A 24,996-nucleotide genomic window follows, 5' to 3' on the forward strand; every position below is an offset into this window, starting at 1 on the left:
CCGTGAGATGTGCGCATCGAGACGACTGTGGGACCGGCCGAGATCGAGCTCGACGAGGTGGGTGATCCGGCGTTCCTGCTGGTGATCACGCACGGAGCCGGTGGCGGTGTCGATGCGAAAGACATTCTGGCCGTGCGTGACTCGGCCGTCGAAGCGGGCGGGGCGGTAGCTCGGGTGGTGCAGCCCTATCGGGTTGCCGGGCGGCGGGCACCGGGGAACGCGGAGAAACAGGACGAGGCCTGGCTCGAGGTCGTAGCGGCTTTGAAGGCCAGGTTCCCCGGGGTACCGATTGTTCAGGGGGGTCGCAGCAACGGGGCCCGGGTGGCGTGCCGGACGGCCGTGGAGGTCGGCGCACGGGGTGTGATCGCGCTGTCGTTCCCGCTCCATCCGCCGGGCAAGCCCGAGAAGAGCAGGCGCGATGAACTGCTGGCGCCTGGGGACATCGCGGTGGTGGTCATCAACGGGGGTAGCGACCCGTTCGGGGTGCCCGACGCCGCCGACGCCGCCGAAGTGCGCGTGATCCCCAAGCAGGCGCACTCGTTCCGCACCGGATTCGACGTCATCGCGGCGACCGTTGCCCCCTGGTTCGCCCGCTGGGCGCAGTGATCAGACGGTGGGCTCTGGGACCGGGCGTTCCGCGATGAGCAGGGAATCTATGGCGTCAGGGCCTTCGGTGGGACGGAAGACCTCGTGGGCGACGGTGATGGTGACGTCGTCGCGGGCCAGGTCGTCGCGGAGGTCTTCGGGCGAGAAGAGGATCTCCGGTTCCTGGGGGCCGCCGTAGCCGTCGGCGATGTTGCGAGCGGCGTGACCGAGGACCAGGAGCATGCCGCCGGGGGCGAGCATGGCGGACAGCTGGTGCAGCAGAGCGCGGCGCTCGCCGGCGGGGAGGTGGACGAACACCATGAGGATCAGCTCGAACGGGCCGGTGATGTCGGCGGCCTCGAGGTCGGTGATGTCGGCCGTCTGCCAGTGCACCCGGGAGCGGACCGATCGCGACAGGCGAGCCGCGACTGTCCGGCCCTTGTCGATCCCCACCTGGGAGAAGTCGACAGCTGTCACCTGCCACCCATGGGTGGCCAGCCAGAGGGCGTGACGACCCTCGCCGCAGGCCAGATCGAGGGCACGGGGAAGCGGCGGCACCACCCCCGACTCGTCGGGAAGCAGGGAGATCCGGCGGTCCAGCCCGTAGACGTGTTCGACAACAGTGCTGTTCGGCGGTGCGCCCCACACCAATTCACTCCGCGCGTACCGCGCATCCCAATCCGCCGCGTCCATGAGTCGAGTGTAGGACCCGGCGAACGCCGTCAGAGGGTGGTGCGCATCAATACGACGTTGTACTGGGTGTGGATGGTGGTCATGAAGTACAGGTCGCGGCCGGTTTGGTACGGGAAGATCGACGGGGCGTACGCGGTGGGGAGTTCACGGGCGTCGATCAGGACTTCGGGAGCGCTCCACGGGCCCGCGGGAGAAGCCGCGCGGCGCATCACGATGGAGTTGAACGGGTCGGTGGTGAGGGAGATGAACTGGCCGAGGTACTCGTTGTACATCACCGAGAGTTCGCCGACGCCGCCCATGATGGGGGCTGCCGCGTTCACGTCGTTGAGCTTCCACTCGTGGCCGTCCCAGTACTCGTAGGCGGCGAGGTTTTCGATCTGGGCTTCGGGAACGCGGGCGATGAAGGCCTCGTTGTTGCGGCCGGCGCGGGTGCCGTATTCGTAGACGAAGCCGCCGTCCTTCACGAAGCTGTTCATCTGGAAGTTGGCGTTGCCGCCCTCGTCGGGACGGCGGGTGTGGCCGAGATCGGCCCAGGTCTCCCCGTTGTCGGCCGACGCGGCCAGGCCGGAGAAGCTCGTGGTCCACTCACCGGGGGCGTCCCAGGTCTTCACCGACATCAGCGACATGTACTGCACGCCGTTGGCCGAGATGCCCGCGGTGGGGATGCGGCTGATCTCGAGGAAGGGGATCTTGGGGCTGGGGATCAGGTCGCGCGCCTGGCCGATGACATCGCGCACGACACTGTCGAACATGACCCCGTCGGCCGGGTTCTGGTCGTGGCTGCGGACCAGGATGTTCGAACGCCACGCCCAGGTGCTGCCCGCGAGCAGGTTGGGGAAGCCGATGCCCGCGGTGTCGCCGAAGGCGGTGAGCATCTCGCCGCGCCCGTTGTCCCACATGATGCCGAGGTCGGTGCCGAGGACGTTGTAGTTCTGGGTGTTGTTGGGGCTGGCCATGCCCGTGACCTGGAACACCGCCTGGGTGCGCCCGTGCAGGACGGGCAGGCCGTTGGTCCCGTTGAGAACGGGAATCGGGTTGATGGCGTTCGGGTTCGCGACGGCGGGAGGTGCTGTGCTCATCAGCAAGGCCGTAGTACCTGCGAGTGCGGAGAGCAGGATGGATCCGGTCTTGTTCACAGGTGCTCGAGCCTCCGGGTCGGGCCGAAATCCGGGAACGTTCCGGGTTTGCCGTCACGTACCACTCTTCGACTGGTCAGCGATCGAAGCGATGCTAACAGCCGCTAACAGTGATGTGCGGTACATCCGGTGGGTAGCTGACATGAATTCGCAGGTCGATTGCTTGTCAGTCGCTACTACTCAGGGCTTTACGCAGCAGCAATGGCAGTTGGGCCATTCGCTCGGCGGCGAAGGTGGCGCGCGCACTGCGGTGCCACGAACGGTCGAACAGGTGCTTGGCGGCGGCCACGGCGTTGCGGTCGCGGGCGGTGACGCGGTCGGCGAGGGCTTGCGCGGCCTTCACCGGGTCGTCGGCGACATCGGTGATCAGGCCGATGCGCAACGCGTAATCGGCGTCGATCGGGTCGGCCGTCATGGCCAGCAGCATGGCCTGGTCGATGCCGATGAGCTGTGACAATGTGGCGGGGCCTGTCATATCGGGAATCAGGCCGTGGGCGGCTTCCATCACCGAGAATTCGGTCGTGGGGGCGGCGATCCGGAAGTCGGCGGCCAGTGCGATCTGGAGGCCGCCACCGAAGCAGCGCCCATGGACCGCGGCGATCACCGGGACGTCGAGGCGGCGCCAGGCCCAGCAGGCTTCCTGGAAGGTGTTGGTGCCGCGCAACGGCCGCGGAAGGAATTCTCTGACGATAGCCACCGGATTGCGGGTGGCGGCCGCGATATCGAGTCCGCTACTGAAACTCGGGCCGTTCCCGGTGATGATGACGGCGCGGGTTGTCTTGTGGTCGGCCACCTTTCGGGCCGCGTCGACAAGATCGCGGAGCATTTCCAAAGTAAGCCCGTTGTGTTTGCCGGGCCTGTTCAGCTCGACATAGGCGCGGTTGTTGTCGAAGCGGACGGTGATGTGGTCTCCCATATCGCTATCTTACTCGTGAGTCAGTTCGAGTGGGTGGCCACGCGGACGATGGTGCGGCATGATCCGAACCGCATCGCGCGTCGTCGGCGCGCGACGATCGAGAGGACTCACCGAATGCGGATCTGTCTGATGGCCGCGGCGCTGCTCGCGCTGCCCGTGCTGGCGGCCTGTGGCAGTAGCGACGAAGCACCGGCGGTTACTCAGGCCGAGCTGTCGAAATCGTTGCAGGACAAGGGTTTGAGCAATCCCGCGCTGGCCGACTGCGCCGCGCAGGTGTTCCTCGACTCCGGAATGTCGCAGGACGGGCTGCGGGTGATGGTGTCGAACGCGAAGTCCGACGATCCGGCCAAGCTGCTCAGTGAGGGCGACGCGGCCAAGGTGAGTGCGGCGCAGTCGAAGATCGCGGCGGACTGCGTGCGCGTGGGCAGCTGACCCGCGCCCGTATCGATCGCGCCGATTCAAACCCTCGTCGGGGTCGGCTGCCGGTGTTGCACTGGAACAGCCGACGACGAGGAGGAACTGCCCGTGACCACGGAGAGAATCGCCGACCAGGTCTCGTTCGCCTACTGGGTACCCAACGTCAGTGGCGGACTGGTGACCAGCGATATCGAGCAGCGCACCAGCTGGGACTTCGACTACAACAAGAAGCTCGCCCAGACCGCGGAGCGCAACGGTTTCGACTACGCGCTCACCCAGGTGCGCTACACCGCTTCCTACGGTGCCGAGTTCCAGCACGAGTCGACCTCGTTCAGCCTCGCGCTGCTCGCCGCCACCGAGCGGCTCAAGGTGATCGCCGCCATCCACCCCGGGCTGTGGCATCCGGCGGTACTGGCCAAGTTCGGTGCCACGGCCGACCATCTGTCCGGCGGGCGGTTCGCGATCAACGTGGTGTCGGGGTGGTTCGCCGGCGAGTTCAAGGCGCTCGGTGAGCCGTGGCTCGAACACGACGAGCGGTACCGGCGCAGCGCCGAGTTCCTCGAGGTGATCCGCAAGATCTGGACCGAGGACGCGGTGAACTTCGGCGGCGACTTCTACCGGATCCGGGACTTCACCTTGAAGCCGAAGCCGCTCAACACCCCCGAACGCCCCAATCCCGAACTCTTCCAAGGCGGCAACTCGACGGCGGCCCGGCGCAACGGCGGCCGCCATGCCGACTGGTACTTCTCCAACGGCAAGGACTTCGACGGCGTCACCGAGCAATTGGACGATCTGCGCGCGGTGGCCAGGGAAAACGATCGCGAGGTGAAGTTCGGGCTCAACGGGTTCATCATCGCCCGCGACACCGAGAAGGAAGCGCGCGACACCCTGCGCGAGATCGTCGAGAAGGCGAACAAGCCCGCGGTGCAAGGGTTCCGCGACGCGGTGCAGCAGGCAGGCGCGTCCACCGGTGACCGCAAGGGTATGTGGGCCGACTCCACCTTCGAGGACCTGGTCCAGTACAACGACGGATTCCGGACCGGGCTGATCGGCACGCCCGAACAGATCGCCGAGCGGATCGTGGCCTACCGGGCGCTCGGCGTCGACCTGATCCTGGGCGGCTTCCTGCACTTCCAGGAAGAGGTCGAGTACTTCGGCGCCAAGGTGCTGCCACTGGTGCGTGAACTGGAGGCCGCCGCGACGCCGGTCGCGGCGGGACGCTGATGACGGTGGTGACCGCCGAGCGGATCACCACGGCAGACCAGGCGGTGCGGATCGCGACCGAGTTGGCCGAGCTGTTCGCCGCCGGCGCCGCCGAGCGAGATCTCTCGCGCCGGCTGCCGCACGAAGAGCTCGATCAGCTCTCGGCCAGTGGGTTGCTCGCGATCACGGTGCCCGCCGAGTTCGGCGGGGCGGACCTGCCGCCGAGCGTGGTCGCCGAAGTGGTGCGAATCCTGGCCGCGGCCGATCCGAACATCGCGCAGGTGCCGCACAGTCACTTCGTGTATCTGAACCTGTTGCGGTTGGCCGGAACTCGGGCCCAGCAACGTGACTACTTCGGCAAGGTGCTCGCGGGTGCGCGGATCGCCAATGCGCAGTCCGAGCGGAGTGGGGCGACGGTGGCCGACATTTCGACGGTGCTGCGGCTGGACGACGAGACGAGCGCGGGCGATGCCGAGTCGTCGCAGGCCGTTGTCACGGGCGGTGCCGATGCGGCGCGTATCGAGGCTCGGCGGTTCGTGGTCGAGGGGACGAAGTACTACTGCACGGGCTCTCTGTTCGCCGACGTGCTCGCCGTATTGACCAGACTCGACGACCCGCAGGGTATTTCGGGGCTGGAGCCCGGGGAGTATGTGGCATTCGTGCCCGCGCTCGAACCGGAGGTGCGGATCGTCGACGACTGGGATGCGCTGGGGCAGCGGACAACCGGCAGTGGGACGGTCGAGTTCGCCGCGGTGAGGGTCGGGCACGAGCAGTTGGTCTCGCGGGCATCCGCGGTGAACGCGCCGACCGGATACGGGGCGTTCGCGCAGCTCCTGCACGCCGCGATCGACGCGGGTATCGCGCGCGGCGCGCTGGCGGCAGCGGCCGAGTTCGTGCGCACGCGCAGTAGGCCGTGGTTCGAGGCCGAGGTCGCGCACGCGGCTGACGATCCGCTGGTCGTTCAGCGGTTCGGGGAATTGGCTGTCGCTGTCGCGGCCGCGGAATCGACGTTGATCGTCGCGGGTGCGGCGGTGGACGCGGCGGTCCGGCCGAGGGCGGTGGCAGAAGTGGCGGACGCCCATCCCGATGCTTCCATCGATGGTGGCGCACACGCGTCGATCGCGGTCGCGACGGCCAAGATCCTCGCCGATCGTGCTGCGAACGAGGTGTCCGCGGCGATATTCGAAGTAGGCGGCACCCGCAGCGCCGCGGCAGGCCATCGACTCGACCACTTCTGGCGCAACGCGCGCACCCACACGCTGCACGACCCCGTTCGCTGGAAATACCAGCACATCGGGCGGGCCGTCCTGCACAACCGGCCGCCGCCGTTGCACGGCGTCATCTAGAACCACCACGCGAGACAAGGACAGCCCATGACAGTGACGGTCGTCGTCGGAAACCCGAAACCCGCCTCGCGCACCCTCGCCGCGGCGGTGCAGGTCGCGCGGGCGCTTCGCCCTGATGCCGAGCCGCAGGTGATCGACCTGGTCACCCTCGGGCCCGGCCTGCTCGGCTGGGGTGACCCGGCGGTCGCGGCCGCCGCGCGCAGCGTCGCGTCGTCCGAGCTCGTCGTGTTCGCCAGCCCGACCTTCAAGGCCACCTACACCGGACTGCTGAAACTGTTCCTCGAACAGTTCGACGGCGGCACCGGGCTGGCCGGTGTGGTGACCGTGCCGGTGATGCTCGGCGCGGGTCCGGCCCACGCGCTCGCGCCCGATCTACTGCTCAAGCCCGTGCTGGTGGAAATCGGTGGCACCGCCGCGCTGCCCGGGCTCTATCTGTCCGACCGGACTTTCGGTGAGGACGGCGTCATCGAGGAATACGCCCGGCGATGGGGACCCGTCGTCGCGGCACTGACAGACCCGGCCGTGCGGCCGGTGGAGGCAACGAATCATGCATGAGCTCTTGGACTTTCCCGCCGACGGCAACGGCTTACGCCGCGCCTTCGCCAACTTCCCCAGCGGTGTGGTGGCCGTGTGCGCCGAGATCGACGGCGTACCACACGGTTTGGCGGTGAGTACCTTCGTGCCCGTCTCCCTCGACCCGCCGCTCGTCTCGTTCTGCGTCCAGAACTCGTCGTCGACCTGGCCGAAACTGGCCGGCGCCGGCCACCTCGGGCTCAGCCTGCTCGGCACCGATCAGCAGGCCGCGGCCAAGGCACTCGGCGCCCGCAACGGCGACCGCTTCCGGGAAACGGCGCTGCATCGCGGAACCGGCGAGGCGGTGTTCATCGACGGCGCGACGGCCTGGATCGAAGGGGTGCCGGAAACGCAGGTCAGCGCGGGCGACCATCTCGTGGTGATCCTGCGCGTGAACCGGGTCGCCGCACGTGAGGACATCGACCCGCTGGTGTTCCACGGCAGCAAGTTCCGGACTCTGCACACCGGCTGAACCCGCCGCGACGACGGTGCGGGAGCGAGCCTGATCGGCGCTTGCGAGCACCTCGGCCGGACCGACAGAAACAACAAAACCCCCAGGATGACCTGGGGGTTTCGTCGTTGAGCCGATGACGGGAATCGAACCCGCGCCATCTGCTTGGGAAGCAGGCGAACGGGCAGGAATGACGGTCTGACCTAGGCTGGCGGTTGTGCGTGGTGTACCCGTATTTGCCCCTGTTGGCCCTGGTTCATGGCACGTATGTGGCACGGCGGGAGGATCGTTCACCCTCGGACTGGGGTCATTGGCCTTCGAAGATATCGAGGATCTTCCGGGGTGAATCTGGCGCTCTGGCGAAACACCCCGGTAAGTGGCTCTGAGCTGGTCCTGATGTGCTGGGTACTTCTCGCCAGTACTGGGCCGTTTCTGACCGCGAACGGTCTACCGACGGCCTGAGGGGTCAGCCGATCTCGCCGCCGGGGTAGTCGTCGTCAACCTGCCTCCACTTACCGAACGGAGGGGCCGTCGGCGAGACGATCGGGATCGCCGAGCGCTTGAATGCGAGGTCATCGGGATGGGCTAGAACCCCTCTCGACAAAGAACTTCTCACCGCCTTCCTCGACGAACTCGCCGGCACCGGCATTGAAATCAGCTTCCATGATCGCAAGCGTCTCGTCGCCGCGCCCTGCCTGCTCGAAGTAGTAGTCCTTCGAGCGTTGTCTTCCGTAGGTGCAGAAGTTGGCGTCGGTGCGCTGCCAAACATGACTTCCTGGTCTGAGCTTGCTCGCTCCTTAGGTTGCCAATCGGATGCCCACTACGGTAGGCGCGGACGTCGACAATCAGGACGGCCTCACGTGGGCGGCGTGGCTCGGCCTGTTCATTACGAGTCGAAATCGACGTGTCTGCTGGTGGTCTGCTGACGTTTGTACCACTACGTGAAGTGGCGAAATGCTTCCGTGGGGGTCTCGTCATGTCCGGGGTCGTATCGGTGAGATGTGGCAACGCTGTGACAACTTCGGGAGCCGGCCCCTGGGCCGTGTTCTGAAGTTGGGTCGTGCACACTGGGGGCTAGCTCACCACCTGCGCGATAAACCTGCCGGTTCTTTCAGACGTTCGCCGATGTCTGTGAGTGTCCGCTAATAACACGGTCTCACACCGATTCTCAAGCTGGGCTGGCTTCCATTGTCCGGGCCTGTTCGGGGAGGTCGGCGGACGTTTTGTATTCGCAAAGCAGTCTTGCGGTTCGCCGAGCACTTGGCAGCATGGTGCCGAACAGAAGCCACCTAGCCACGCGTGCGATGTCGGCGAGAAATCCCCGGGCAGTCATTAGAGTAGGGTTTCTATCTGATCATCTACGATGGAGGTACGAATACTTTCGATTTCGACGCGTAGTACGTCTCTTCAACTGCCGCGTTCATTATCTGAGTCGCAATATCATTCATCAACCAAAGTATCTGCCCTGAAAGAGATTCCCATTCGGGTCGTCTTATATAACTTTGTTCTCCATGCGCTATTCTGTTTCGCGCCCGGACTAGCTGATCATCGATCAGGTCCGAGTATTTACTGTACAGATTTGGGTTGCACCCGACTGTCGTCAAAATCTCTACAAGAACTGGATACGAGAGGTTGGACTCTGTCCGAATCGCGTCGCTATCGGTTGGAATTGAAGCGCGCTCCGACGCGTTCTCGCGAATATGGCGAACAAGCTCAGCATGCACACTTGTCTTCTTCGCCAACACAGCGTTGGTCATTCTTCCCCTAATAGAAAGCGCCGCCAATTCGGGACGCAATTCCTGAAAGGATATATTCTTCGTAGACAGATAGGACAGATAGAGGCCGCAGGAGTTTTTTACAAACCCTTCCCAATGCGCATACAGAAGTGCGACCGAGGAACGAAGCAGTGCCTTCTGAAACTCCACACCGATTTTATCTAGTTGAGAGTTGAATAGCACTACTTCCCGACGACGCCAGAGCAGGTCTTTATAGATTGAGTCATATAGACTCTCAGGCGTTCTTACCTTGACAGTCATTGGGCAAAGAACTCGCGCGCAAACGGCAAAGTTTTAGGCAGCCGCGTCGATGCGCTTATGCCGCTTCCTGATCCGCCCCGAAAGTTGCTATTTTTCCACCACTCTTCGATGCGCTTCTTTAGAGCACCTGGCGATGCTTCCTCTGCCGCCTCCCATAATGCTATATTTTCGCCGATTCCGACCGATATCGTCTCAAACGCCGATACAGAAAAGGCGCCAAGGAACCGGCCATTCTCATTCCGCTTGAATGCGTCCTCCCCGAGAGTTTCGTTAAGCAGTTTAAAGGTGCGCCTGAATCGGGCCGCTTCAAAGGCGCGATCAAATTTCCCCGTGTGACTCGTTTCGAATATTTTCTCTGAAAGGAATGTGTCGATATTTTCCATACCTCTCAGCTCGTTGTTTTCACTCTGAGTGAGCGCAAAGAAGCGACATACTAATTCCATGTCGTATGCCTCTTGCAACAAACGTTCACTTATGGGAATTACAGCCTTGAATCCAACGTCGGTCCGAAGTTGGTCAAGCCATCTGTAAAGATCTACGTCCCGCATCAGCAGTTGTGTATTTCTTATTTCTTGTGCCGAGAGCAAACTACCACCGGTATTCAATCGGTCGAAAAGTTCGAACTTTGCTTTGTCATCACTTTCCGGAAGCAGGATCTTAAGATCAACCTTCGCCCTCTTCAAAGCAAGGCGTTGCCCGGGCGTAAACGATGCGGTTGCACCTTCCGCATCCTCAGCAAAAGACATACCACGCAGGGCTGGAAGATATTTAGTTTCAGCCAGAACGCTCGGTTTTTTGAGTATTTCAGACTTCTCATCACGCAACTCGCCCATGAATTCCAAAATCGTGCTGATGCGCTGCAGCCCATCGATAACTTCCCATACTCCACTCTCGCGCTGCATAACAAAAATTGACGGCAGTGGGATACCAAGGAGCAGGCTCTCGATTAGGCGCGACTTTTGTTCGATGTCCCAGCGAAAAAGTCGTTGAAACTCTGGTCGAATCACAATCTCCTCATCGCGATAGAGATTGACGATTTCACCCACTGACATCGACAAGGCATCCGAACGAATAGTTTGCCGCCCAGCTTCGATCTCATCCTGCAAAGTGGTCACGGAAGTGTGCTCCTTGTCAAGGCCATCGGTTCGGGCTGCATGCTTCGACGACCTTCGCGAAACATATTCCCCATGTGATCATCACCCTAGCTTTGGTCGTCGTCCAGGCCAGGGCCACGCGGCCAGCGGCAGGGCAGTAGGTCGGCGGCGTCGACGCCAGGATATAAGACCCAAGGAGGGAGCCGATGCTCTCCCCTGGCTCGGTGGCAGCTGCGCGTGGCTCGCCCTAAGCCCGCGCCTGCCGCCCTCCAGCCGATATCGCGCTGGCCACACAGTTCGCGGGTTGCTTTAGCCCTGTTCTGGGTTGGGGTGCGCCCACCGGGGGCTGGCTCACCTGCTTGCCCGCTTCGGCCTGCCGTTCACGCGCAGAGGCTCACAGGTCAAGGGTTGCTCAGCAATCAGCGAAGCTGACGCCATCGGCGCCCATGAGGTGTGAGGGGCGCGGGACCCCAGACCGGCGACCCGCTGACTTCCTGGGCTTACGCACAGGCGGTGATGGACGAGGTAGACGACCTCGAGCCCGCGCGCGTGATCCGGTTCGGGGTGCAGGCCAAGCCGATTCAGATCCTCGGTGGCACCGACAAGATGGAACGCCGCGTGCGCTACCTGACGAAGTATCTGACCAAGAGTGTCGCTGACCTGTTCGAACCGGACTCCCGTCGTGTCGCCGAACACTACGACCGGTTGCACGCGGAGATGTGCGTGACGCCGTGCTCCCCGGGCTGCGGGTGTGGTTGCGCTACGGGATCGTGCCCAACGGCGCCAGCGAGAAGACCCAGCCCGGCTACTGCAAGCGCAAAGCCCACCGCCGCGACACCCTCGCCCTGCCCGGTCGGCGGGTCCTGAACTCGAAGAAGTGGACCGGCAAGACCCTGCCCGACCACAAAGCCGAACGCGCCGAGTTCGTTCGGCAGCAGCTCGCGGCCGTGGGCATCGTCAAACCCGACACCGCACACGTACGCGTATATCCGGTCCCGGCTGGTGATCCGGACGCACCACCACGCGAACACCTCGTGATGGCACTCGTAGCGGCCCGGTCGAAATGGCGCGCCGAGTACAACACAGCACTGATAGCACTCGCCGAGAATTTACCAGGCGACCAGGCTGAGCCACATCATCTCGTTGTGACGCAACAGATTTCATCCATTCAGCAATCTGTAGCATAGGGAGGCGGGCAGATGGCAATTGACATTGGTGCGGAGTATCTGACGGTCGAACAGCCGCCGTATACCTCGGCACGGGCGTTCGGTTCATTCGCCGAATCGTGGCGGAGCGGCGGGTGGTGTTCTACAAGGTCGGCAGCTACGTGCGGTTCATGCGATCGGATCTTGACGCATTCGCACAGGCCGGTCGTGTGGACGTGGCCCCGAGCGACCAGGTGGTGGCGTGATGGGAAAGCGTGGATTCGGTAGCGTCCGCAAGCTGGTCTCGGGTCGGTGGCAGGCGCGTTACCGCGGCCCGGATGGTCAAATGCGTCCTGCGCCAAGGACGTTCGAGACCAAGAAGGCGGCTGAGCGGTGGTTGTCCACGACCGAGGTGCAGATTATCCAAGGTCGACTGGATCGACCCCGAGCGAAGCAAGATCACCGTCGTATGAATACATCGATCGGTGGATTGACCAGCGGGCACGGGCTTCGCCCCAAGACCTTGTCGCTGTATCGCTGGCTGTTGCGCGCGCATGTGAAGTCGCCGGCGATGGGTGGTACCCAGCTCGGCAGGCTCACCACGCCGATGGCTCGGCAATGGCGATCCGAACGGCTCGACTCCGGTGCCTCGGAGATCACGACAGCGAAAGCGTACCGGCTGATCCGAGCGACGTTGAACACCGCCGTGGATGAGGACAAGATCATTCCGCGTAATCCGGTCCGCGTGAAGGGCGCCGATAAGGAGGACAGCCCAGAACGTCTGGTGTTGTCCGTGGCTCAGGTGTTCGCGCTCGCTAGTGCGGTGCCAGAGCGGTATCGGGTGGTGATCCTGCTGACCTCGTTCCTGTCGCTGCGATGGGGTGAGGCGTGCGCGCTGACTCGGGCCGACATCACCGACGGCGCCGCGAGCGTCCGAGTCGGCAAGGCGATGGTGGCCGGGCTGGGGCTGGTGGTTGCACGTCCGAAATCGAGGGCAGGTGTTCGAACGCTGACGGTTCCGGAGGCCATCCAGCAGGACATCCTGGCTCACCTCGAGAAGTTCGTCGACAACCGGCCCGATGCCTATGTGTTCACAGGGTTGAGGGGGAATCCGTTGCGGCGTTCCAACTTCACCAAGAACGTGAACTGGAAGACGGCCACCATGTCGGTTGGCCTCCCCGGCATCCACATTCACGACTTGCGGCATGCCGGGAACCCGTGGGCCTCGAAGTCGGGGATGTCGACCAAGGATCTGATGTCGCGGATGGGCCACGACGATGCGGGCTGCGCTGATCTACCAGCGGGCCACAGATGACGCCGAACGTCGCATTGCCCGCGATCTTTCGCAGATGGCCAAGGCTACCGCGACGGTCGTTCTCGTGACTAAGTGGCACGTGTGTGGCACGGCGGTCCTTTGGGAGCACCTCGGCCGGACCAGCAGAAACAACAAAACCCCCAGGATGACCTGGGGGTTTTGTTGTTGAGCCGATGACGGGAATCGAACCCGCGCCATCTGCTTGGGAAGCAGAAGTTCTACCATTGAACTACATCGGCACTGCGCCACTGGGGGCGTTCGCGACTCTATCAGAAGTCGTGCCGTGCGATGCAAGTGTTGATCGTGCTCGTGCTGGTGGACGGGGTGACGCGGGAACGGGTCGGGTGTCGTAGGGGTGGGGGTCCTACCTGGGCTGTAGCTGCCTACACTGGGCCGGTGCTGCTCTCCGATCGTGACATCAGGGCCGAGATCGCCGCTGGGCGTCTCGGTGTCGAACCGATGCTCGAGTCGATGGTTCAGCCGTCGAGCATCGACGTGCGCCTCGACGGGCTGTTCCGGGTGTTCGACAACAGCCGCTACACCCATATCGATCCGGCGCAGCAGCAGGACGAGCTGACCAGCTTGGTCGAGCCGAAACCGGGTGAGCCGTTCGTGCTGCATCCGGGGGAGTTCGTGCTCGGGTCCACGCTCGAGGTGTGCTCGTTGCCCGACGATCTGGCGGGGCGGCTGGAGGGCAAGTCGAGTCTGGGGCGGCTCGGGCTGCTCACGCATTCGACGGCGGGGTTCATCGATCCGGGGTTCAGCGGGCACATCACCCTGGAGCTGTCGAATGTGGCGAATCTGCCGATCACGCTGTGGCCGGGGATGAAGATCGGGCAGCTGTGCCTGATCCGGCTGTCCAGCCCGGCCGAGCACCCGTACGGCAGCGCCAAGGCCGGGTCGAAGTATCAGGGTCAGCGGGGGCCGACGCCGTCGCGGTCGTACCTCAACTTTCCCCTCTCTCCCGATTCCCTGAGCGCGGTCGAGACCCGCTGAGGGCCCGCCGCCACGGCGATGCTCAGCACCAGCGACAGCGCGGGCAGGGTGTCGCCGCCCCCGGACGGCGGCCGCACCCAGTGACAGCCCTCGCGACTCCAGCGGCCGAGGTTGGTCGGCAGCATCACGGCGCTGCCGGTGCCGGGGATATCGATATCGAGCCCCGCGAGCTCGGCGGCCTCTTCCTCGGAGGGCCGGGCGTCGGGTACGGCGAGCACGCTCCAGCGGATCTGACGCGCCAGCACCGGACCCTCACAGCGTTGCTCGCGCAGCGCCATGAGCACCTTCTCGGCGCGTGTGGTCGGTAGATGCACCACGCACAGCCGGTCGGTGATCGGCAGCATCACAAAGCCGCCGCGCTCGCGGACGGGCAGCCGGAATTCACGCTGGTAACACCGCACCCAGTCGTCGACAGTTCTGGCTTCCACGCTTCCAGAATCGCGCACGCACGTGCGCGTGACCACTGCCCCGCACCGCCCTTTCACTGCCTCTGGCAACCGATTCCACGAACTTGTGGCGTGTCTCACTGTCACGCTCGTACTCTGGGGGGAGTTGTCCGTCGGATGAGGTGACGCCGTGGTCGGGGAGTGGACAGGGAGAGAGGCCAGAGCTCTTCGCGATGCCAAACGAATGAGCATCCGGGAGTTCGCGGCTCATCTCGGTGTGCACGAACGATTGGTGTCGAAGTGGGAGGCGGGCGGGGTGCGGGTTCGCCCGCGTCCGGTGAATCAGGCCGCGCTGGATACGTCACTGGCCCGATCCGATGATGTTGTGCGCGCACGATTCTCGACCCTGCTGGCGCCCGCGGGTGATGCCGACCTGCTCGCGTTCGTCGATGCGGGAACTGTCAAAGGTGCTGTGCCCGAGGTGTTGTCGGAGAGGGAGTTGATCATGGCGGCTGCGCACGAGGCCAGCGAACACGCGGCCGCCGCGGAGGGCACCAATGTGGGGGCCACGACGCTGGCCCAGCTCGACGCCGACGTGCGGCGCATCGCCAACGAATACGTCCACGCCGCACCGGCACCGATGATGGTGGAGATGCTGCGGGTGCGCAGGCGGGTGTATCGACTACTCGACGGGCAGCAGAAGCCGGTCGACACCAGCCACCTATACCTGCTGGCGGGGACACTGTCCGGGCTGCTGGCCAACGCGAGCACCGACCTCGGCTACCTCGACGCCGCGGGCGAACAGATCAGGGCCGCTTGGGCTTACGCGGAACTGAGCGGGCACAACGGGTTGCGCGCGTGGACGCGCGGCATGCACGCGCTGATCGAGAACTGGTCCGACCGGCCGCGCAACGCCGTCCAATTAGCGCGCAGCGGGCAGGAATTCGCCGGGCCGGGACTGGGGCGGGTGCGGCTGCTCAATATCGAGGCGAGGGTGTGGGCGCGGCTCGGCAGTGATGCCGAGACCGACCGGTGCCTGCGCGCGGCCGAGGTGGCGGCCGGTGACCGCCGCGACGAACTGCACGACGAGATCGGCGGGGTGTTCGGCTTCGGCCCACCCAAGGCCGCCTACTACGCGGGCGCCACCTGCATCCAGCTCGGCCGCGCCGAACAGGCACTGGCCGCCACCGAACGCGCGATCACCCTCTATTCGAGCGGCCCGCCGCTGCAACGCTCCTACGGCGCCGAATCGCTGGCCCGCGTCGACAACGCGGCCGCCCACCTGATCAACGGCAGCATCGACGGCGCCGCCGACGCCCTGCGCCCGGTCCTCGACCTGCCCGAGGACAAACGCATCGCCCAGCTCGGCGAACGCCTCGTCGGCCTGCGCCGCCGCATCGCCGCCCCGACCTATCGCGACGCGGTGGAAGCGCGCGGCTTGGACGAACGCATCGAAGAATTCTGTGTGGCGACCGCGGCGCTCGGCAGCCACCCCCGACCGTAGCTGATCACGTAACGCCTGGTCACCTACGAACATGGGTAACTCGCCGGGTACGAGCCGGGTGCCCATCAGCCGTCAACATGCGCCTCACCGGCCCAGGCCCGGCCGATAGCCGCGGGGAGGCGGAAAGAGTTTGCCCCGGATGGCAACATGGACGCGTGAGTCCTCAATCGCCGCATGTGCCCCCGCGCGTTCTCGAGCAGTCGACGAAACTGCAGAACGTGGTCTACGAGATCCGTGGGCCGGTTCACGCACAGGCAGCACGCCTGGAGGCCGAGGGCCACCGCATTCTCAAGCTCAACATCGGCAATCCCGCCCCGTTCGGGTTCGAGGCCCCCGATGTGATCATGCGCGACATCATCGCCGCGCTGCCGTATGCCCAGGGGTATTCCGAGTCCAAGGGGATCCTGTCGGCGCGGCGTGCCATCGTCACCCGGTACGAGCTGGTGCCGGGCTTCCCCGAGCTCGATGTGGACGACGTCTACCTCGGCAACGGGGTGTCCGAGCTGATCACCGTCACCATGCAGGCGCTGCTCGACAACGGCGACGAGGTGCTGATCCCGGCCCCCGATTACCCGCTGTGGACGGCCATGACCAGCCTGGCCGGCGGTACTCCGGTGCACTACCTGTGCGACGAGGAGAACGGCTGGCAGCCCGATATCGCCGATATCGAATCGAAGATCACCGACAAGACCAAGGCCCTGCTGGTGATCAACCCGAACAATCCGACGGGTGCGGTGTACTCGGCGGAGGTGTTGCAGCAGATCGTCGACCTGGCGCGCAAGCACCGGTTGCTGCTGCTGGCCGACGAGATCTACGACAAGATCCTCTACGACGACGCCAAGCACATCTCGCTGGCTTCGCTCGCTCCCGATCTGCTGTGCCTGACGTTCAACGGTCTGTCGAAGGCGTACCGGGTGGCCGGTTACCGCTCGGGCTGGCTCGCGATCACCGGGCCGAAGGACCACGCGGCCGGTTTCCTGGAGGGGATCGACCTGCTCGCGTCCTCGCGGCTGTGCCCGAACGTGCCCGCCCAGCACGCCATTCAGGTGGCGCTCGGCGGCCATCAGAGCATCGACGATCTGATCCTGCCCGGCGGGCGCTTGCTCGAGCAGCGCGATGTGGCGTGGGAGCGGCTCAACATGATCCCCGGTGTGTCGTGTGTGAAGCCGCGTGGCGCGCTGTACGCGTTCCCGCGGTTGGATCCGAACGTGCACGAGATCCACGACGACGGGAAGCTCGTGCTGGATCTGCTGTTGCAGGAGAAGATCCTGATGGTGCAGGGGACCGGCTTCAACTGGCCTGCGAACGACCATCTGCGAATCGTGACGCTGCCGTGGGCGCGGGATCTGGCCGTGGCGATCGAGCGGTTCGGTAATTTCCTGTCCAGTTACCGGCAGTAGAGTTACAGGCGATGCTCACCTGTCACGGCTTTGACCAGTGAGTTTATGGGCTCTGGGCAGGATGGTCATCCTGGTATGCCAGGAAAAACAGACTGTGAGTTCGGAATGTTGGATGTTTTGAAGATCTACTAGTGCAAAAGTCCATCTTTTGTGTACAGTAGACCTCGGCGCTTCGGCGCCCTGGCCCGGTTGTCTACCCCCCCTGGACAACCGAGAGCCTTAGGTACGCGCGCCTACCCCCCTGGGCGCCTGCCTCCGGCGGCGGAGACACCCCCCTGCTCTCCGCCGCCCACAAACCCGCCTCCCCGGGTCCAGGTCAGACCTGGACCCGGGGAGGCTTTTTTGTGCGACCAGGGGTACTGGAGTTGTCCATGTTGTCGCGAGATCTGGTGTTGCGGGCGTGTTATTGAAAACGAGGTCCTTTAAGCTCTGGTCGTGAGCGAGCATCATCACCATCACGACCATTCCGGGCCCATCGCCATCAGTGACACCGCGGCGAAGGTTGTCGTCGGGTTGTTGGCGATCATCGGGGCGGTGGTGTTGGTCGCGACGGTGATTCTGTGGCCGAGCGCGCAGCACGTCGAGATTCCGCTGCCGATGCAGACCATGTCCGGTGGGGCCGTGGAGACCGAGGCCGGAACCGTTGTCATGCAGGACATCGGGCCCTGCGGGAGTCCATCGAACGGCAAGGTGTTCGCCGACAAGCCGGAACCGCCGCGGACCTCCTCCTACACCTGTCAGCGCAGCATCATCGATATCAGGTCGGGACCCGACGAGGGCAAGAAGACGCTGTTCGAGATCGCGCCGGGGCCGGGGCAGCCCGATCTACGGACAGGCGACGACATCCGGGTGGTCCGTGCCGCGGATCCGTCCGGGGTCACCATGTACGCGTTCGAGGACTACTCGCGCGGGCTGCCGCTGACCTTGATCGTGCTCGCCTTCGTCGTGGTGATCTGTGTGGTCGCGCGGTGGCGGGGATTCCGGGCGCTGGTCGGGTTGTGTTTCGCGTTCGGCGTGGTGGTGATGTTCCTGTTGCCCGCGTTGCTCGACGGGAAGTCGGCGATCCCGGTCGCGCTGGTGTCGGGGGCGCTGATTCTGTACGTGGTGCTCTACCTCGCCCACGGGGTGAATCTGCGGACAAGTTCGGCATTGCTCGGCACGCTCGCGTCGATGGTGGTGGCGGCCGTGCTGTCCTGGCTGGCGATCGAGGTCACCCATCTCACGGGGCTGTCCGAGGAACAGAACACCAACGTGGCGACCTACATTCAGCACGTGAGCATCACCGGGTTGCTGCTGGCGGGATTCATCATCGGCTCGCTCGGTGTGCTCAACGACGTGACCATCACGCAGGCCTCGGCGGCCTTCGAACTCGCCGCGCTCGATGAAGGAGCGTCGCGGCGCGAGATCTTCACCGCGGCCATGCGAGTCGGGCGCGACCACATCGCCAGTACGGTCTACACGCTCGTGCTCGCGTACGCCGGTGGGGCGCTGCCGTTGCTGCTGTTGTTCAGCATCGCGGGGCGATCGATCACCGATGTGCTGACCGGCGACGCGGTGGCCATCGAGATCACGCGATCGGCGGTGGGCGGTATCGCGTTGGCGTTGTCGGTGCCGTTGACGACCGCGATCGCGGTGATGCTGGCCCGGCCGTTCGGTGCGAAGCAGGCCACTGTGGCGCCCGCGCGGGCCAGGCACGCGCGGAACTGAGACTGTTCGGCGCCGGACCGGCTCGCGGAGCTCGGTTCGGCGAACCGGGAAGCAGGAACGGTTACTGACCGGCAGGCGGGAAGCCGGGCAGGACCACCGGGGGCAGGGTGGGCAGCACCACCGGGGGCAGCCCGGGGACGACGGTGAAGGTGTTGGGACCCTGCGACGGCGGCGCGGCGGTGGTTTCCTCGGCTTGGCGCGGGTTGACCGGTGGCGCGGCAACGGTTTCGTGCTGGGCCTCGGTCGTCGCGACCGAGGCCGTCGTCGGGCCGACGGCGGTGGGGCGCGGCGCGGTGGTGGCGGGGACGGCTTGCGAACCGTCGCTCGACGAACCGCGCTCGAGTACTTCGGGGCCGTAACCGAGGCCGAGGCCGATCGCCGCGACCACCACCAGCGAACTCACCGTGAGCACCGCCACGTTCAGTTCCCGGCGCGAATGCGCGCGGCTGGTGAGTGCGCTGAGCGGGCGACGACCACGGGTCGGCGCGGTGAGCCAGGCGGGGGTGGCGTCGTCGTGGTCGCCCATCGGGATCGGCGCCGGGGCGACGGGGGCCTGCTGGACCTGGGCGGGGCGGGCCAGCAGCGCGGCACCGCGGGCCAGCGCCGTCTCCGGTTCGGCGGGCACGATCACGGGCACGCCGATCGTGCGCTCGAGCACGCGCGCGATCAACGGAATCCGGGCGCCACCACCGAGCACCAGCACCGCCTGCACCGGATGCTGCGCGCGGATGATGACATCGCGGGTCATCCGGGCCGACGACTCGATCGCCAGCATCATCAGCGCTTCGAAATTCTCCTGCGTGAGCAGCACCAGGCCCTGCTCGCTGGGGAGGGCCACCGCGTTGCTGTTGGACAGCTGCTCCTTGGCGGCCCGGCACAGACCGTCGAGGGCGGCCAGACCCGCCGGGTCGGCCGGATGCGCGATCCGGCCCGAGGCGATCTGCTGCTCCCTGATCAGCGAATCCAGGTAGTCGCCGCTGATATCGCTGATCCGCTCGCACTGGTACACATCACTGGTGCGGGCGTTGATCACGCTCACCGTGAGACCCGAACTGCCCAGGTCGTAGACGGCCAGGGTGGATACTTCCCGCATATCGCTGGTGGCATGGGCGAAGTGCACGGCGGCAACGGCTTCGGGAACGAGCTGGTAGTTCGTGAGCTGGCGTCGCGCCATCGCCGCGCGGACCGCCCTGGCCTGCGGTTCGCTGCGGAAGGTGATGGTGGTGGCGGCGATCTCCGGCGATGCGGCCAGCGTGGCGGCGATCGCGTCGGCGGCGGACTCCTCGGCCTGCTGTTCGGGCATCGAGATCGATTGCACCTCGAACGAAGACGGCGGAACGGAATCGTGCGGGCCACCGTGCTGCGGACGAGCGAGGCGCACCGTCCCGGCCCCCACCGATATTCCCAGAACCGAACTCATCCGCTGCCCATCTCGTCCGTGCTGCACGACATGCGAGGGACTGCGATAACGCGGACCGAAATCCGCCCAGCCCCCGCTTGGCTCGTTACTCTACGGGGTGCCGAGTCCGGCGTATACCCACCCGGCCGCACGCCAGGTCGTGCTGTCCAAGCAGTTGCGACCGTCGATGATCGAACGGGACCGTACCACCGGGTCGAGGTCGGCCGGCGTCAAAGCGGTGAATTCGTTCCACTCGGTAAGGACCAGCACCACATCGGCGCGATCGCAGGCCTCCGAGACCGAGGTGGCGTAGTTCAACGTGGGGAAAACCCGGCGCGAATTCTCCACTGCCTTGGGGTCGTACACGGTGACGACGGCGCCGTGCAGTTGGATCATCCCGGCCACGTTCAAGGCGGGCGAATCGCGCACATCATCGGATTCCGGCTTGAAGGCCGCGCCGAGGACCGCCACATTCGCGCCGAGCAGGGAACCCCCACAGGCGCGGGCGGCCATGTCGACGACCTTCGTCCGGCGGCGCATGTTGATGTTGTCGACCTCGCGCAGGAACGCCACGGCGTGATCGGCGCCGAGCTCACCCGAGCGCGCCATGAAGGCGCGGATGTCCTTGGGTAAGCAGCCGCCACCGAAACCGAGTCCGGCATTGAGGAACCGGCGGCCGATGCGGGCGTCGTATCCGAGCGCGTCGGCCAGCATGGTCACGTCGGCGCCGGTGGCCTCACACACCTCCGAGACGGCGTTGATGAACGAGATCTTCGTCGCCAGAAAGGCGTTCGCCGAGACCTTCACCAATTCGGCGGTGGCCAGATCGGTGAGCAGGAAGGGGATCTCGGCGGCGATGAGGTCGGCATAGATCTCGCGGATGTGCTCCTCCACCCACGCCGAGCGTTCGCGGCCGTGATCCAGTCCGAGGACCAGGCGGTCGGGGCGCAGGGTGTCCTGCACCGCGAAACCCTCGCGCAGGAACTCGGGGTTCCAGGCGACCTCGACGTCGACCTTCGCCTGCTCGCGAGCCCGAATGCCGAGGGCCGCGGCGGTTCCCACCGGAACGGTGGACTTGCCGACGATCATCGCCGGGCGTTCCAGCATCGGGGCGAGCGTATCCACCACCGCGTGCACGTATTTCAGATCGGCGCCGTACTCGCCCTTCTTCTGCGGTGTCCCCACCCCGAGGAAGTGGACGTCGGCATGGGCCGCGGCATCGGAATAATCCGTGGTGAACCGCAAACGACCGGCGGCGAGGTTGCGTTGCAGCACTTCCTCGAGTCCGGGCTCGTAGAACGGCACCACACCATCGGCCAACTTGGCCACCTTGCCGGGATCGATGTCCACCCCGACCACGTCGTGTCCCAACTCGGCCATACACGCTGCATGCGTGGCTCCGAGGTACCCCGTTCCGAAGACTGTGCATCGCATAGTTCTGTTGGTAAGCGGTGCGCGTGGCTACGCCGCGTCAGCGAGGCAAGAGGGGGCGCAACATCTGGTGTACAGGGGGAAACGCGAGCGGAGATGATCGATGTGCGGGGCTCTCACCTGCGAAAACGCGATAGCTGCCGGGTGCACGGTTCGAATCGTGGGCCTGCACTCGTGGCGTGCCACTCCGGTTCGCGGGGATTGGCATAATCGTGCGGGATCGCCTGAATACGCCATCGCGGATGGAGCATTGACTGTGCGTCGGGTCCTGTTCGCCACGGGTGGAGCGCTGGTGGTGGTGCTGATCGCGGTGGTCGCGTTGTGGCCGGTGTACGTGCGCCCGCGCACGGACGACCCGCAGGTCGCCGACGCGATTCTCGTTCTCGGTGGGGCGCACGACGGGCGCGAACAACTCGGGCTGCGGCTGGCCGCGCAGGGGTACGCGCCTCGGGTGCTGGTCTCCAACCCCTACGAACGCAGCCCGATGGTGAATCGAATCTGCCACGGGGGCTACAGCTTCGAGGTGATCTGCTTCGATCCGAGTCCGCGCACGACCCTCGGCGAAGGCCGAGAACTGGCGCGCCTGGGGGCCGGCTGGGACCGCGTCATCGTGGTCACCTTCACCCCGCACATCTCCCGGGCCCGGTACATCCTCGGTGAATGCTGGGATGGCGAGTTGCTGTTCGTCGACCCGGAACCGCGGCTCTCGCCCGCTCGCTGGGCTTGGGACTACGCGTATCAGTCGGCGGGATTCGTGAAGGCTTGGTTCGCCGACTGCTGAACGCGTAAGGCCCCGCTCCGAAGCGGAGCGGGGCCTTACGTGGAAAACCTGTGGGGGTAAGCCCTATTCAGTTGGCCGGAGCGAGCTCGGGAGCCGGAGCCGCGACTGCCTTCGGCTTGTCGGCCCACACGGTGGTGCCGTCCGCAGCCTGCATGACGTTGAGCAGCTCGAAGCCGGCGACCAGCATGGTCGGACCACCGATGGCGATCATGCCGAGCACACCACCGACAGCGGCACCGGTGCCGAAGCCAGGGACGCAACCAACAACCGGAAGAACGAAGAAGCCGATAGCGCAGCCCGCGATGGCGCCGATGGCCGTACCGACGAACGTGCCGATGGCGGTGCCGATGCTGAACTTGCCGGCGAAGTCGTTGATCGCCTTCTGGTTCTCCTGAGCCGAGGCGATCTCCTGCCCCTTCAGGACGGGCTTGACCGCGACCGGGTTGGCCGCCACGTCCACGCCGGCCGGCTTCTCCGGGGTCAGCGAGAGCACGGTGGAGTCCTCGGCAACCTTGACAGCGGTCGGGATCTCGGTGCCGTTGATCGCGAACGCGATCGGCAGCGCTACAACGACGCCACCTCGGGAGTCCTTGATCTCGGCGACCTTGGTCTTGGGTGCTTCAGGGGTCTCGCCGGCCTGCTCGACCACCGAGAAGGTGCCGTTCTTCACGGTGGCGACAACGGTCTTGTCGACCAGCTTGACCGAGTACTTGATGTCCTGCGGTGCCTCTTCGGCATGAGCGGTGCCCATGGCCACGGTCATCGCCCCGATAACCAGCGCGGCAGCCGCAGTGGTCCTACGGAAGTTCATTCAGGTTCCAATCCATCAGGTGTGGTGCGGTGTGCGATCCAGCGACACGCGAGACTCGTCAAGCGAGGCATCTCTATGAGATGTCCCCTACTTCTCCCCGAGCAGTGTGAAGACCAGCACAGCATGCAGAACAGCTGGAGCTTAATGGACCGAATCCCTTGAGGCCAGAACGAATTTCGATGGACTTAGTAAGCCTGACCTTAGCTTCGCCGCAGTTCACGGACGGTTTACGGTGTTCAACAGTCGCTACGGGAACCCCGTAGCAAACATTTTTGTGATATTGCTCACAGGCAAACCACAGGTCAAGTCCCAGTAAACAAGGTCAGACGGCAAATGCCGATCCTACGGTGGACAGCGGTAGTTACTGGCCGGTAACTTAGTGGCGGTTACGATACGAGCAACCGGGTGAGGTCTCCTCGCTCAGACCCTCGTGTTGCCTCGAAAGAAAGGTCGCGACATGAATGCCCTGACTATCACGTTGGGCACGATTGGAGCTGTGCTCAGCCTGTTCTGTTGGGCGTCGTTTATCGGCGGCGCATGGAACATCGGCAAGGCCATCACCATCGGCCAGACGGCCCCCGATCGTTGGCGACCGTTCTTCCCACGGTTCAAGAACATGTTCGTCGAGGTCGCGGCCCACACGCGGATGAACAAGTTCCGCACGGTCGGCTGGGCGCACTGGCTGGTCATGACCGGCTTCATCCTCGGCGCGATCCTGTGGTTCGAGGCCTACGGCCAGACCTTCGACGGCTCGTTCCACTGGCCGATCATCGGCAACTGGGCGATCTACCACCTGGTCGACGAGATCCTCGGCATCGGCACCGTGGTCGGCATCGGCGCGCTGATCATCATCCGTCAGCTGAACCACCCGCGGATTCCCGCGCGCCTGTCGCGGTTCAGCGGCTCCAAGATGGCGCCCGCCTATGTCATCGAGACGATCGTCTTGATGGAGGGCCTCGGCATGATCTTCGTCAAGGCCGGCAAGATCGCCACCTACGGCCACGGCCACGCCTCGACCGACTTCTTCACCATGCAGATCGCCAAGCTGCTGCCCGCGAGCCCGACCATGGTGTCGATCTTCGCGTTCATCAAGCTGATGTCGGGCATGGCCTTCCTGTACCTGGTCGGCCGCAACATCACCTGGGGCGTCGCCTGGCACCGGTTCTCGGCCTTCTTCAACATCTACTTCAAGCGCGAGGCCGACGGCAGCGTCGCCCTCGGCGCGGCCGCGCCGATGATCTCCAACGGCAAGGTTCTCGACATGGAGAACGTCGACCCCGAGGTCGACACCCTGGGTGCGGGCCGCATGGAGGACTTCTCCTGGAAGGGCTGGCTCGACTTCACCACCTGCACCGAGTGCGGTCGCTGCCAGTCGCAGTGCCCCGCCTGGAACACCGGTAAGCCGCTCTCGCCGAAGCTGCTGATCATGTCGCTGCGCGACCACGGTTACGCCGCCGCCCCGTACCTGCTGGCCGGTGGCCGCAAGGACGCCGGTGGCGACGAGGTCGGTCTGGTCGACGCCGACGGCAAGCCCGACGAGGCCGCGCTGGCCAAGATCCCCGAGGCCGCGCGTGCCGAGGCGGATCGTCCGCTGGTCGGTGGCGAGGACGTCCACGGCATCATCGATCCCGAGGTGTTGTGGTCGTGCACGACCTGTGGTGCGTGTGTCGA

Annotated in this window: 23 protein-coding genes, 1 tRNA gene and 1 pseudogene; 15 read left to right on the top strand and 10 right to left on the bottom strand. The window is 65.0% G+C overall.

Annotated elements, in window-relative coordinates; translation table 11 throughout:
- Positions 1-9: 9 nt before the first annotated feature.
- Positions 10-606: an alpha/beta family hydrolase gene (locus ACFVVI_RS19310; RefSeq protein ID WP_378989146.1), complete on the top strand. Its 597-nt coding sequence runs from the start codon at positions 10-12 to the stop codon at positions 604-606.
- Here ACFVVI_RS19310 and ACFVVI_RS19315 read toward each other — a convergent pair whose 3' ends face one another.
- The 3 genes from ACFVVI_RS19315 to ACFVVI_RS19325 all read right to left on the bottom strand — a co-directional run bounded on the left by ACFVVI_RS19315 (position 607) and on the right by ACFVVI_RS19325 (position 3,330).
- Entirely contained in the window at positions 607-1,278 is a 672-nt protein-coding gene (locus ACFVVI_RS19315; protein ID WP_387446159.1) for a class I SAM-dependent methyltransferase, read from the bottom strand.
- Between the two features lie 29 nt (positions 1,279-1,307).
- Positions 1,308-2,357: a DUF4185 domain-containing protein gene (locus tag ACFVVI_RS19320; RefSeq protein WP_378989144.1), complete on the bottom strand. Its 1,050-nt coding sequence runs from the start codon at positions 2,355-2,357 to the stop codon at positions 1,308-1,310.
- A gap of 223 nt (positions 2,358-2,580) precedes the next feature.
- Positions 2,581-3,330: a crotonase/enoyl-CoA hydratase family protein gene (locus tag ACFVVI_RS19325; protein WP_387446160.1), complete on the bottom strand. Its 750-nt coding sequence runs from the start codon at positions 3,328-3,330 to the stop codon at positions 2,581-2,583.
- A 114-nt stretch (positions 3,331-3,444) separates the two neighbouring features.
- Here ACFVVI_RS19325 and ACFVVI_RS19330 point away from each other — a divergent pair, with 114 nt between their 5' ends.
- The 5 genes from ACFVVI_RS19330 to ACFVVI_RS19350 all read left to right on the top strand — a co-directional run bounded on the left by ACFVVI_RS19330 (position 3,445) and on the right by ACFVVI_RS19350 (position 7,341).
- Positions 3,445-3,762, top strand: a complete 318-nt coding sequence (locus tag ACFVVI_RS19330; RefSeq protein ID WP_378989142.1) for a hypothetical protein — start codon at positions 3,445-3,447, stop codon at positions 3,760-3,762.
- 93 nt (positions 3,763-3,855) lie between these two features.
- The gene (gene sfnG / locus ACFVVI_RS19335; protein ID WP_378989141.1) at positions 3,856-4,971 is read left to right on the top strand and encodes a dimethylsulfone monooxygenase SfnG; all 1,116 of its coding nucleotides are present in this window, start codon (positions 3,856-3,858) and stop codon (positions 4,969-4,971) included.
- Positions 4,971-6,296: an acyl-CoA dehydrogenase family protein gene (locus tag ACFVVI_RS19340; RefSeq protein WP_387446161.1), complete on the top strand. Its 1,326-nt coding sequence runs from the start codon at positions 4,971-4,973 to the stop codon at positions 6,294-6,296. The genes sfnG and ACFVVI_RS19340 overlap by 1 nt, the downstream gene beginning before the upstream one ends.
- 27 nt (positions 6,297-6,323) lie before the next feature.
- Positions 6,324-6,851, top strand: coding sequence for an NADPH-dependent FMN reductase (locus tag ACFVVI_RS19345; protein WP_378989139.1), 528 nt, complete (start codon positions 6,324-6,326; stop codon positions 6,849-6,851).
- On the top strand, positions 6,844-7,341 hold the full coding sequence (locus ACFVVI_RS19350) for a flavin reductase family protein (RefSeq protein ID WP_194829384.1): 498 nt from the start codon (positions 6,844-6,846) through the stop codon (positions 7,339-7,341). Before ACFVVI_RS19345 ends, ACFVVI_RS19350 begins: the two co-directional genes overlap by 8 nt.
- 1,337 nt (positions 7,342-8,678) lie before the next feature.
- Here ACFVVI_RS19350 and ACFVVI_RS19355 read toward each other — a convergent pair.
- The gene (locus tag ACFVVI_RS19355; protein ID WP_387446162.1) at positions 8,679-9,356 is read right to left on the bottom strand and encodes an MAE_28990/MAE_18760 family HEPN-like nuclease; all 678 of its coding nucleotides are present in this window, start codon (positions 9,354-9,356) and stop codon (positions 8,679-8,681) included.
- The gene (locus ACFVVI_RS19360) at positions 9,353-10,471 is read right to left on the bottom strand and encodes a DUF262 domain-containing protein (protein WP_387446163.1); all 1,119 of its coding nucleotides are present in this window, start codon (positions 10,469-10,471) and stop codon (positions 9,353-9,355) included. The genes ACFVVI_RS19355 and ACFVVI_RS19360 overlap by 4 nt, the downstream gene beginning before the upstream one ends.
- 495 nt (positions 10,472-10,966) lie before the next feature.
- Between ACFVVI_RS19360 and ACFVVI_RS19365 the strand changes: the two are divergent.
- The 3 genes and pseudogenes from ACFVVI_RS19365 (at position 10,967) to ACFVVI_RS19375 (ending at position 12,910) form a co-directional block, all read left to right on the top strand.
- Positions 10,967-11,637, top strand: a pseudogene (locus ACFVVI_RS19365) (replication initiator).
- Between the two features lie 98 nt (positions 11,638-11,735).
- Positions 11,736-11,861, top strand: a complete 126-nt coding sequence (locus ACFVVI_RS19370; protein WP_387446164.1) for a hypothetical protein — start codon at positions 11,736-11,738, stop codon at positions 11,859-11,861.
- A 203-nt stretch (positions 11,862-12,064) separates the two neighbouring features.
- Positions 12,065-12,910: a tyrosine-type recombinase/integrase gene (locus ACFVVI_RS19375; RefSeq protein WP_387446165.1), complete on the top strand. Its 846-nt coding sequence runs from the start codon at positions 12,065-12,067 to the stop codon at positions 12,908-12,910.
- A 168-nt stretch (positions 12,911-13,078) separates the two neighbouring features.
- Here ACFVVI_RS19375 and ACFVVI_RS19380 read toward each other — a convergent pair.
- A tRNA-Gly gene (locus ACFVVI_RS19380) sits at positions 13,079-13,149 on the bottom strand.
- Positions 13,150-13,306: 157 nt separating this feature from the next.
- Here ACFVVI_RS19380 and dcd point away from each other — a divergent pair.
- The gene (gene dcd / locus ACFVVI_RS19385) at positions 13,307-13,906 is read left to right on the top strand and encodes a dCTP deaminase (RefSeq protein WP_067455312.1); all 600 of its coding nucleotides are present in this window, start codon (positions 13,307-13,309) and stop codon (positions 13,904-13,906) included.
- On the opposite strand, the gene ACFVVI_RS19390 is transcribed toward dcd, so the two are convergent.
- On the bottom strand, positions 13,825-14,334 hold the full coding sequence (locus tag ACFVVI_RS19390) for a hypothetical protein (RefSeq protein WP_378635220.1): 510 nt from the start codon (positions 14,332-14,334) through the stop codon (positions 13,825-13,827). The two genes, dcd and ACFVVI_RS19390, sit on opposite strands and share 82 nt — an antisense overlap.
- A 202-nt stretch (positions 14,335-14,536) precedes the next feature.
- Between ACFVVI_RS19390 and ACFVVI_RS19395 the strand changes: the two genes are divergently transcribed.
- From ACFVVI_RS19395 to ACFVVI_RS19405, 3 genes are all read left to right on the top strand, one after another.
- On the top strand, positions 14,537-15,796 hold the full coding sequence (locus ACFVVI_RS19395; protein ID WP_378996910.1) for a helix-turn-helix domain-containing protein: 1,260 nt from the start codon (positions 14,537-14,539) through the stop codon (positions 15,794-15,796).
- Positions 15,797-15,951: 155 nt separating this feature from the next.
- On the top strand, positions 15,952-17,196 hold the full coding sequence (locus tag ACFVVI_RS19400) for a pyridoxal phosphate-dependent aminotransferase (protein ID WP_378996913.1): 1,245 nt from the start codon (positions 15,952-15,954) through the stop codon (positions 17,194-17,196).
- Between the two features lie 435 nt (positions 17,197-17,631).
- A complete protein-coding gene (locus ACFVVI_RS19405) occupies positions 17,632-18,903 on the top strand; it encodes a YibE/F family protein (RefSeq protein WP_378996915.1) in 1,272 nt (423 codons plus the stop codon).
- 61 nt (positions 18,904-18,964) lie between these two features.
- Here ACFVVI_RS19405 and ACFVVI_RS19410 read toward each other — a convergent pair whose 3' ends face one another.
- Positions 18,965-20,323, bottom strand: a complete 1,359-nt coding sequence (locus ACFVVI_RS19410; protein WP_378996917.1) for an Hsp70 family protein — start codon at positions 20,321-20,323, stop codon at positions 18,965-18,967.
- Positions 20,324-20,413: 90 nt separating this feature from the next.
- Positions 20,414-21,736, bottom strand: a complete 1,323-nt coding sequence (locus ACFVVI_RS19415; protein ID WP_378996920.1) for a UDP-glucose dehydrogenase family protein — start codon at positions 21,734-21,736, stop codon at positions 20,414-20,416.
- A 247-nt stretch (positions 21,737-21,983) separates the two neighbouring features.
- Between ACFVVI_RS19415 and ACFVVI_RS19420 the strand changes: the two genes are divergently transcribed.
- A complete protein-coding gene (locus ACFVVI_RS19420) occupies positions 21,984-22,514 on the top strand; it encodes a YdcF family protein (protein WP_378996923.1) in 531 nt (176 codons plus the stop codon).
- A 67-nt stretch (positions 22,515-22,581) separates the two neighbouring features.
- Here the strand turns inward: ACFVVI_RS19420 and ACFVVI_RS19425 are convergent, their stop codons facing one another.
- Entirely contained in the window at positions 22,582-23,325 is a 744-nt protein-coding gene (locus tag ACFVVI_RS19425) for a hypothetical protein (RefSeq protein ID WP_378635235.1), read from the bottom strand.
- Between the two features lie 457 nt (positions 23,326-23,782).
- On the opposite strand from ACFVVI_RS19425, the gene ACFVVI_RS19430 reads away from it, so the two are divergent.
- Positions 23,783-24,996 (top strand): 4Fe-4S dicluster domain-containing protein (locus ACFVVI_RS19430; protein ID WP_387446166.1); only part of this gene is annotated, 1,214 nt, incomplete at its 3' end.

Origin of the sequence: Nocardia sp. NPDC058114, from assembly GCF_042884695.1 — a bacterium.
In the GTDB taxonomy this organism is placed as follows: domain Bacteria; phylum Actinomycetota; class Actinomycetes; order Mycobacteriales; family Mycobacteriaceae; genus Nocardia.

Excerpts from the sequence above, each read along its gene's own strand:
- ACFVVI_RS19350 (WP_194829384.1), top strand. The coding sequence starts at position 6,844 with ATGCATGAGCTCTTGGACTTTCCCGCCGACGGCAACGGCTTACGCCGC.
- ACFVVI_RS19395 (WP_378996910.1), top strand. The coding sequence starts at position 14,537 with ATGAGCATCCGGGAGTTCGCGGCTCATCTCGGTGTGCACGAACGATTG.
- ACFVVI_RS19315 (WP_387446159.1), bottom strand. The coding sequence starts at position 1,278 with ATGGACGCGGCGGATTGGGATGCGCGGTACGCGCGGAGTGAATTGGTG.
- ACFVVI_RS19410 (WP_378996917.1), bottom strand. The coding sequence starts at position 20,323 with ATGAGTTCGGTTCTGGGAATATCGGTGGGGGCCGGGACGGTGCGCCTC.
- ACFVVI_RS19320 (WP_378989144.1), bottom strand. The coding sequence starts at position 2,357 with ATGAGCACAGCACCTCCCGCCGTCGCGAACCCGAACGCCATCAACCCG.
- ACFVVI_RS19340 (WP_387446161.1), top strand. The coding sequence starts at position 4,971 with ATGACGGTGGTGACCGCCGAGCGGATCACCACGGCAGACCAGGCGGTG.
- ACFVVI_RS19345 (WP_378989139.1), top strand. The coding sequence starts at position 6,324 with ATGACAGTGACGGTCGTCGTCGGAAACCCGAAACCCGCCTCGCGCACC.
- ACFVVI_RS19355 (WP_387446162.1), bottom strand. The coding sequence starts at position 9,356 with ATGACTGTCAAGGTAAGAACGCCTGAGAGTCTATATGACTCAATCTAT.
- ACFVVI_RS19325 (WP_387446160.1), bottom strand. The coding sequence starts at position 3,330 with ATGGGAGACCACATCACCGTCCGCTTCGACAACAACCGCGCCTATGTC.
- ACFVVI_RS19425 (WP_378635235.1), bottom strand. The coding sequence starts at position 23,325 with ATGAACTTCCGTAGGACCACTGCGGCTGCCGCGCTGGTTATCGGGGCG.
- ACFVVI_RS19330 (WP_378989142.1), top strand. The coding sequence starts at position 3,445 with ATGCGGATCTGTCTGATGGCCGCGGCGCTGCTCGCGCTGCCCGTGCTG.
- ACFVVI_RS19375 (WP_387446165.1), top strand. The coding sequence starts at position 12,065 with ATGAATACATCGATCGGTGGATTGACCAGCGGGCACGGGCTTCGCCCC.
- ACFVVI_RS19415 (WP_378996920.1), bottom strand. The coding sequence starts at position 21,736 with ATGCGATGCACAGTCTTCGGAACGGGGTACCTCGGAGCCACGCATGCA.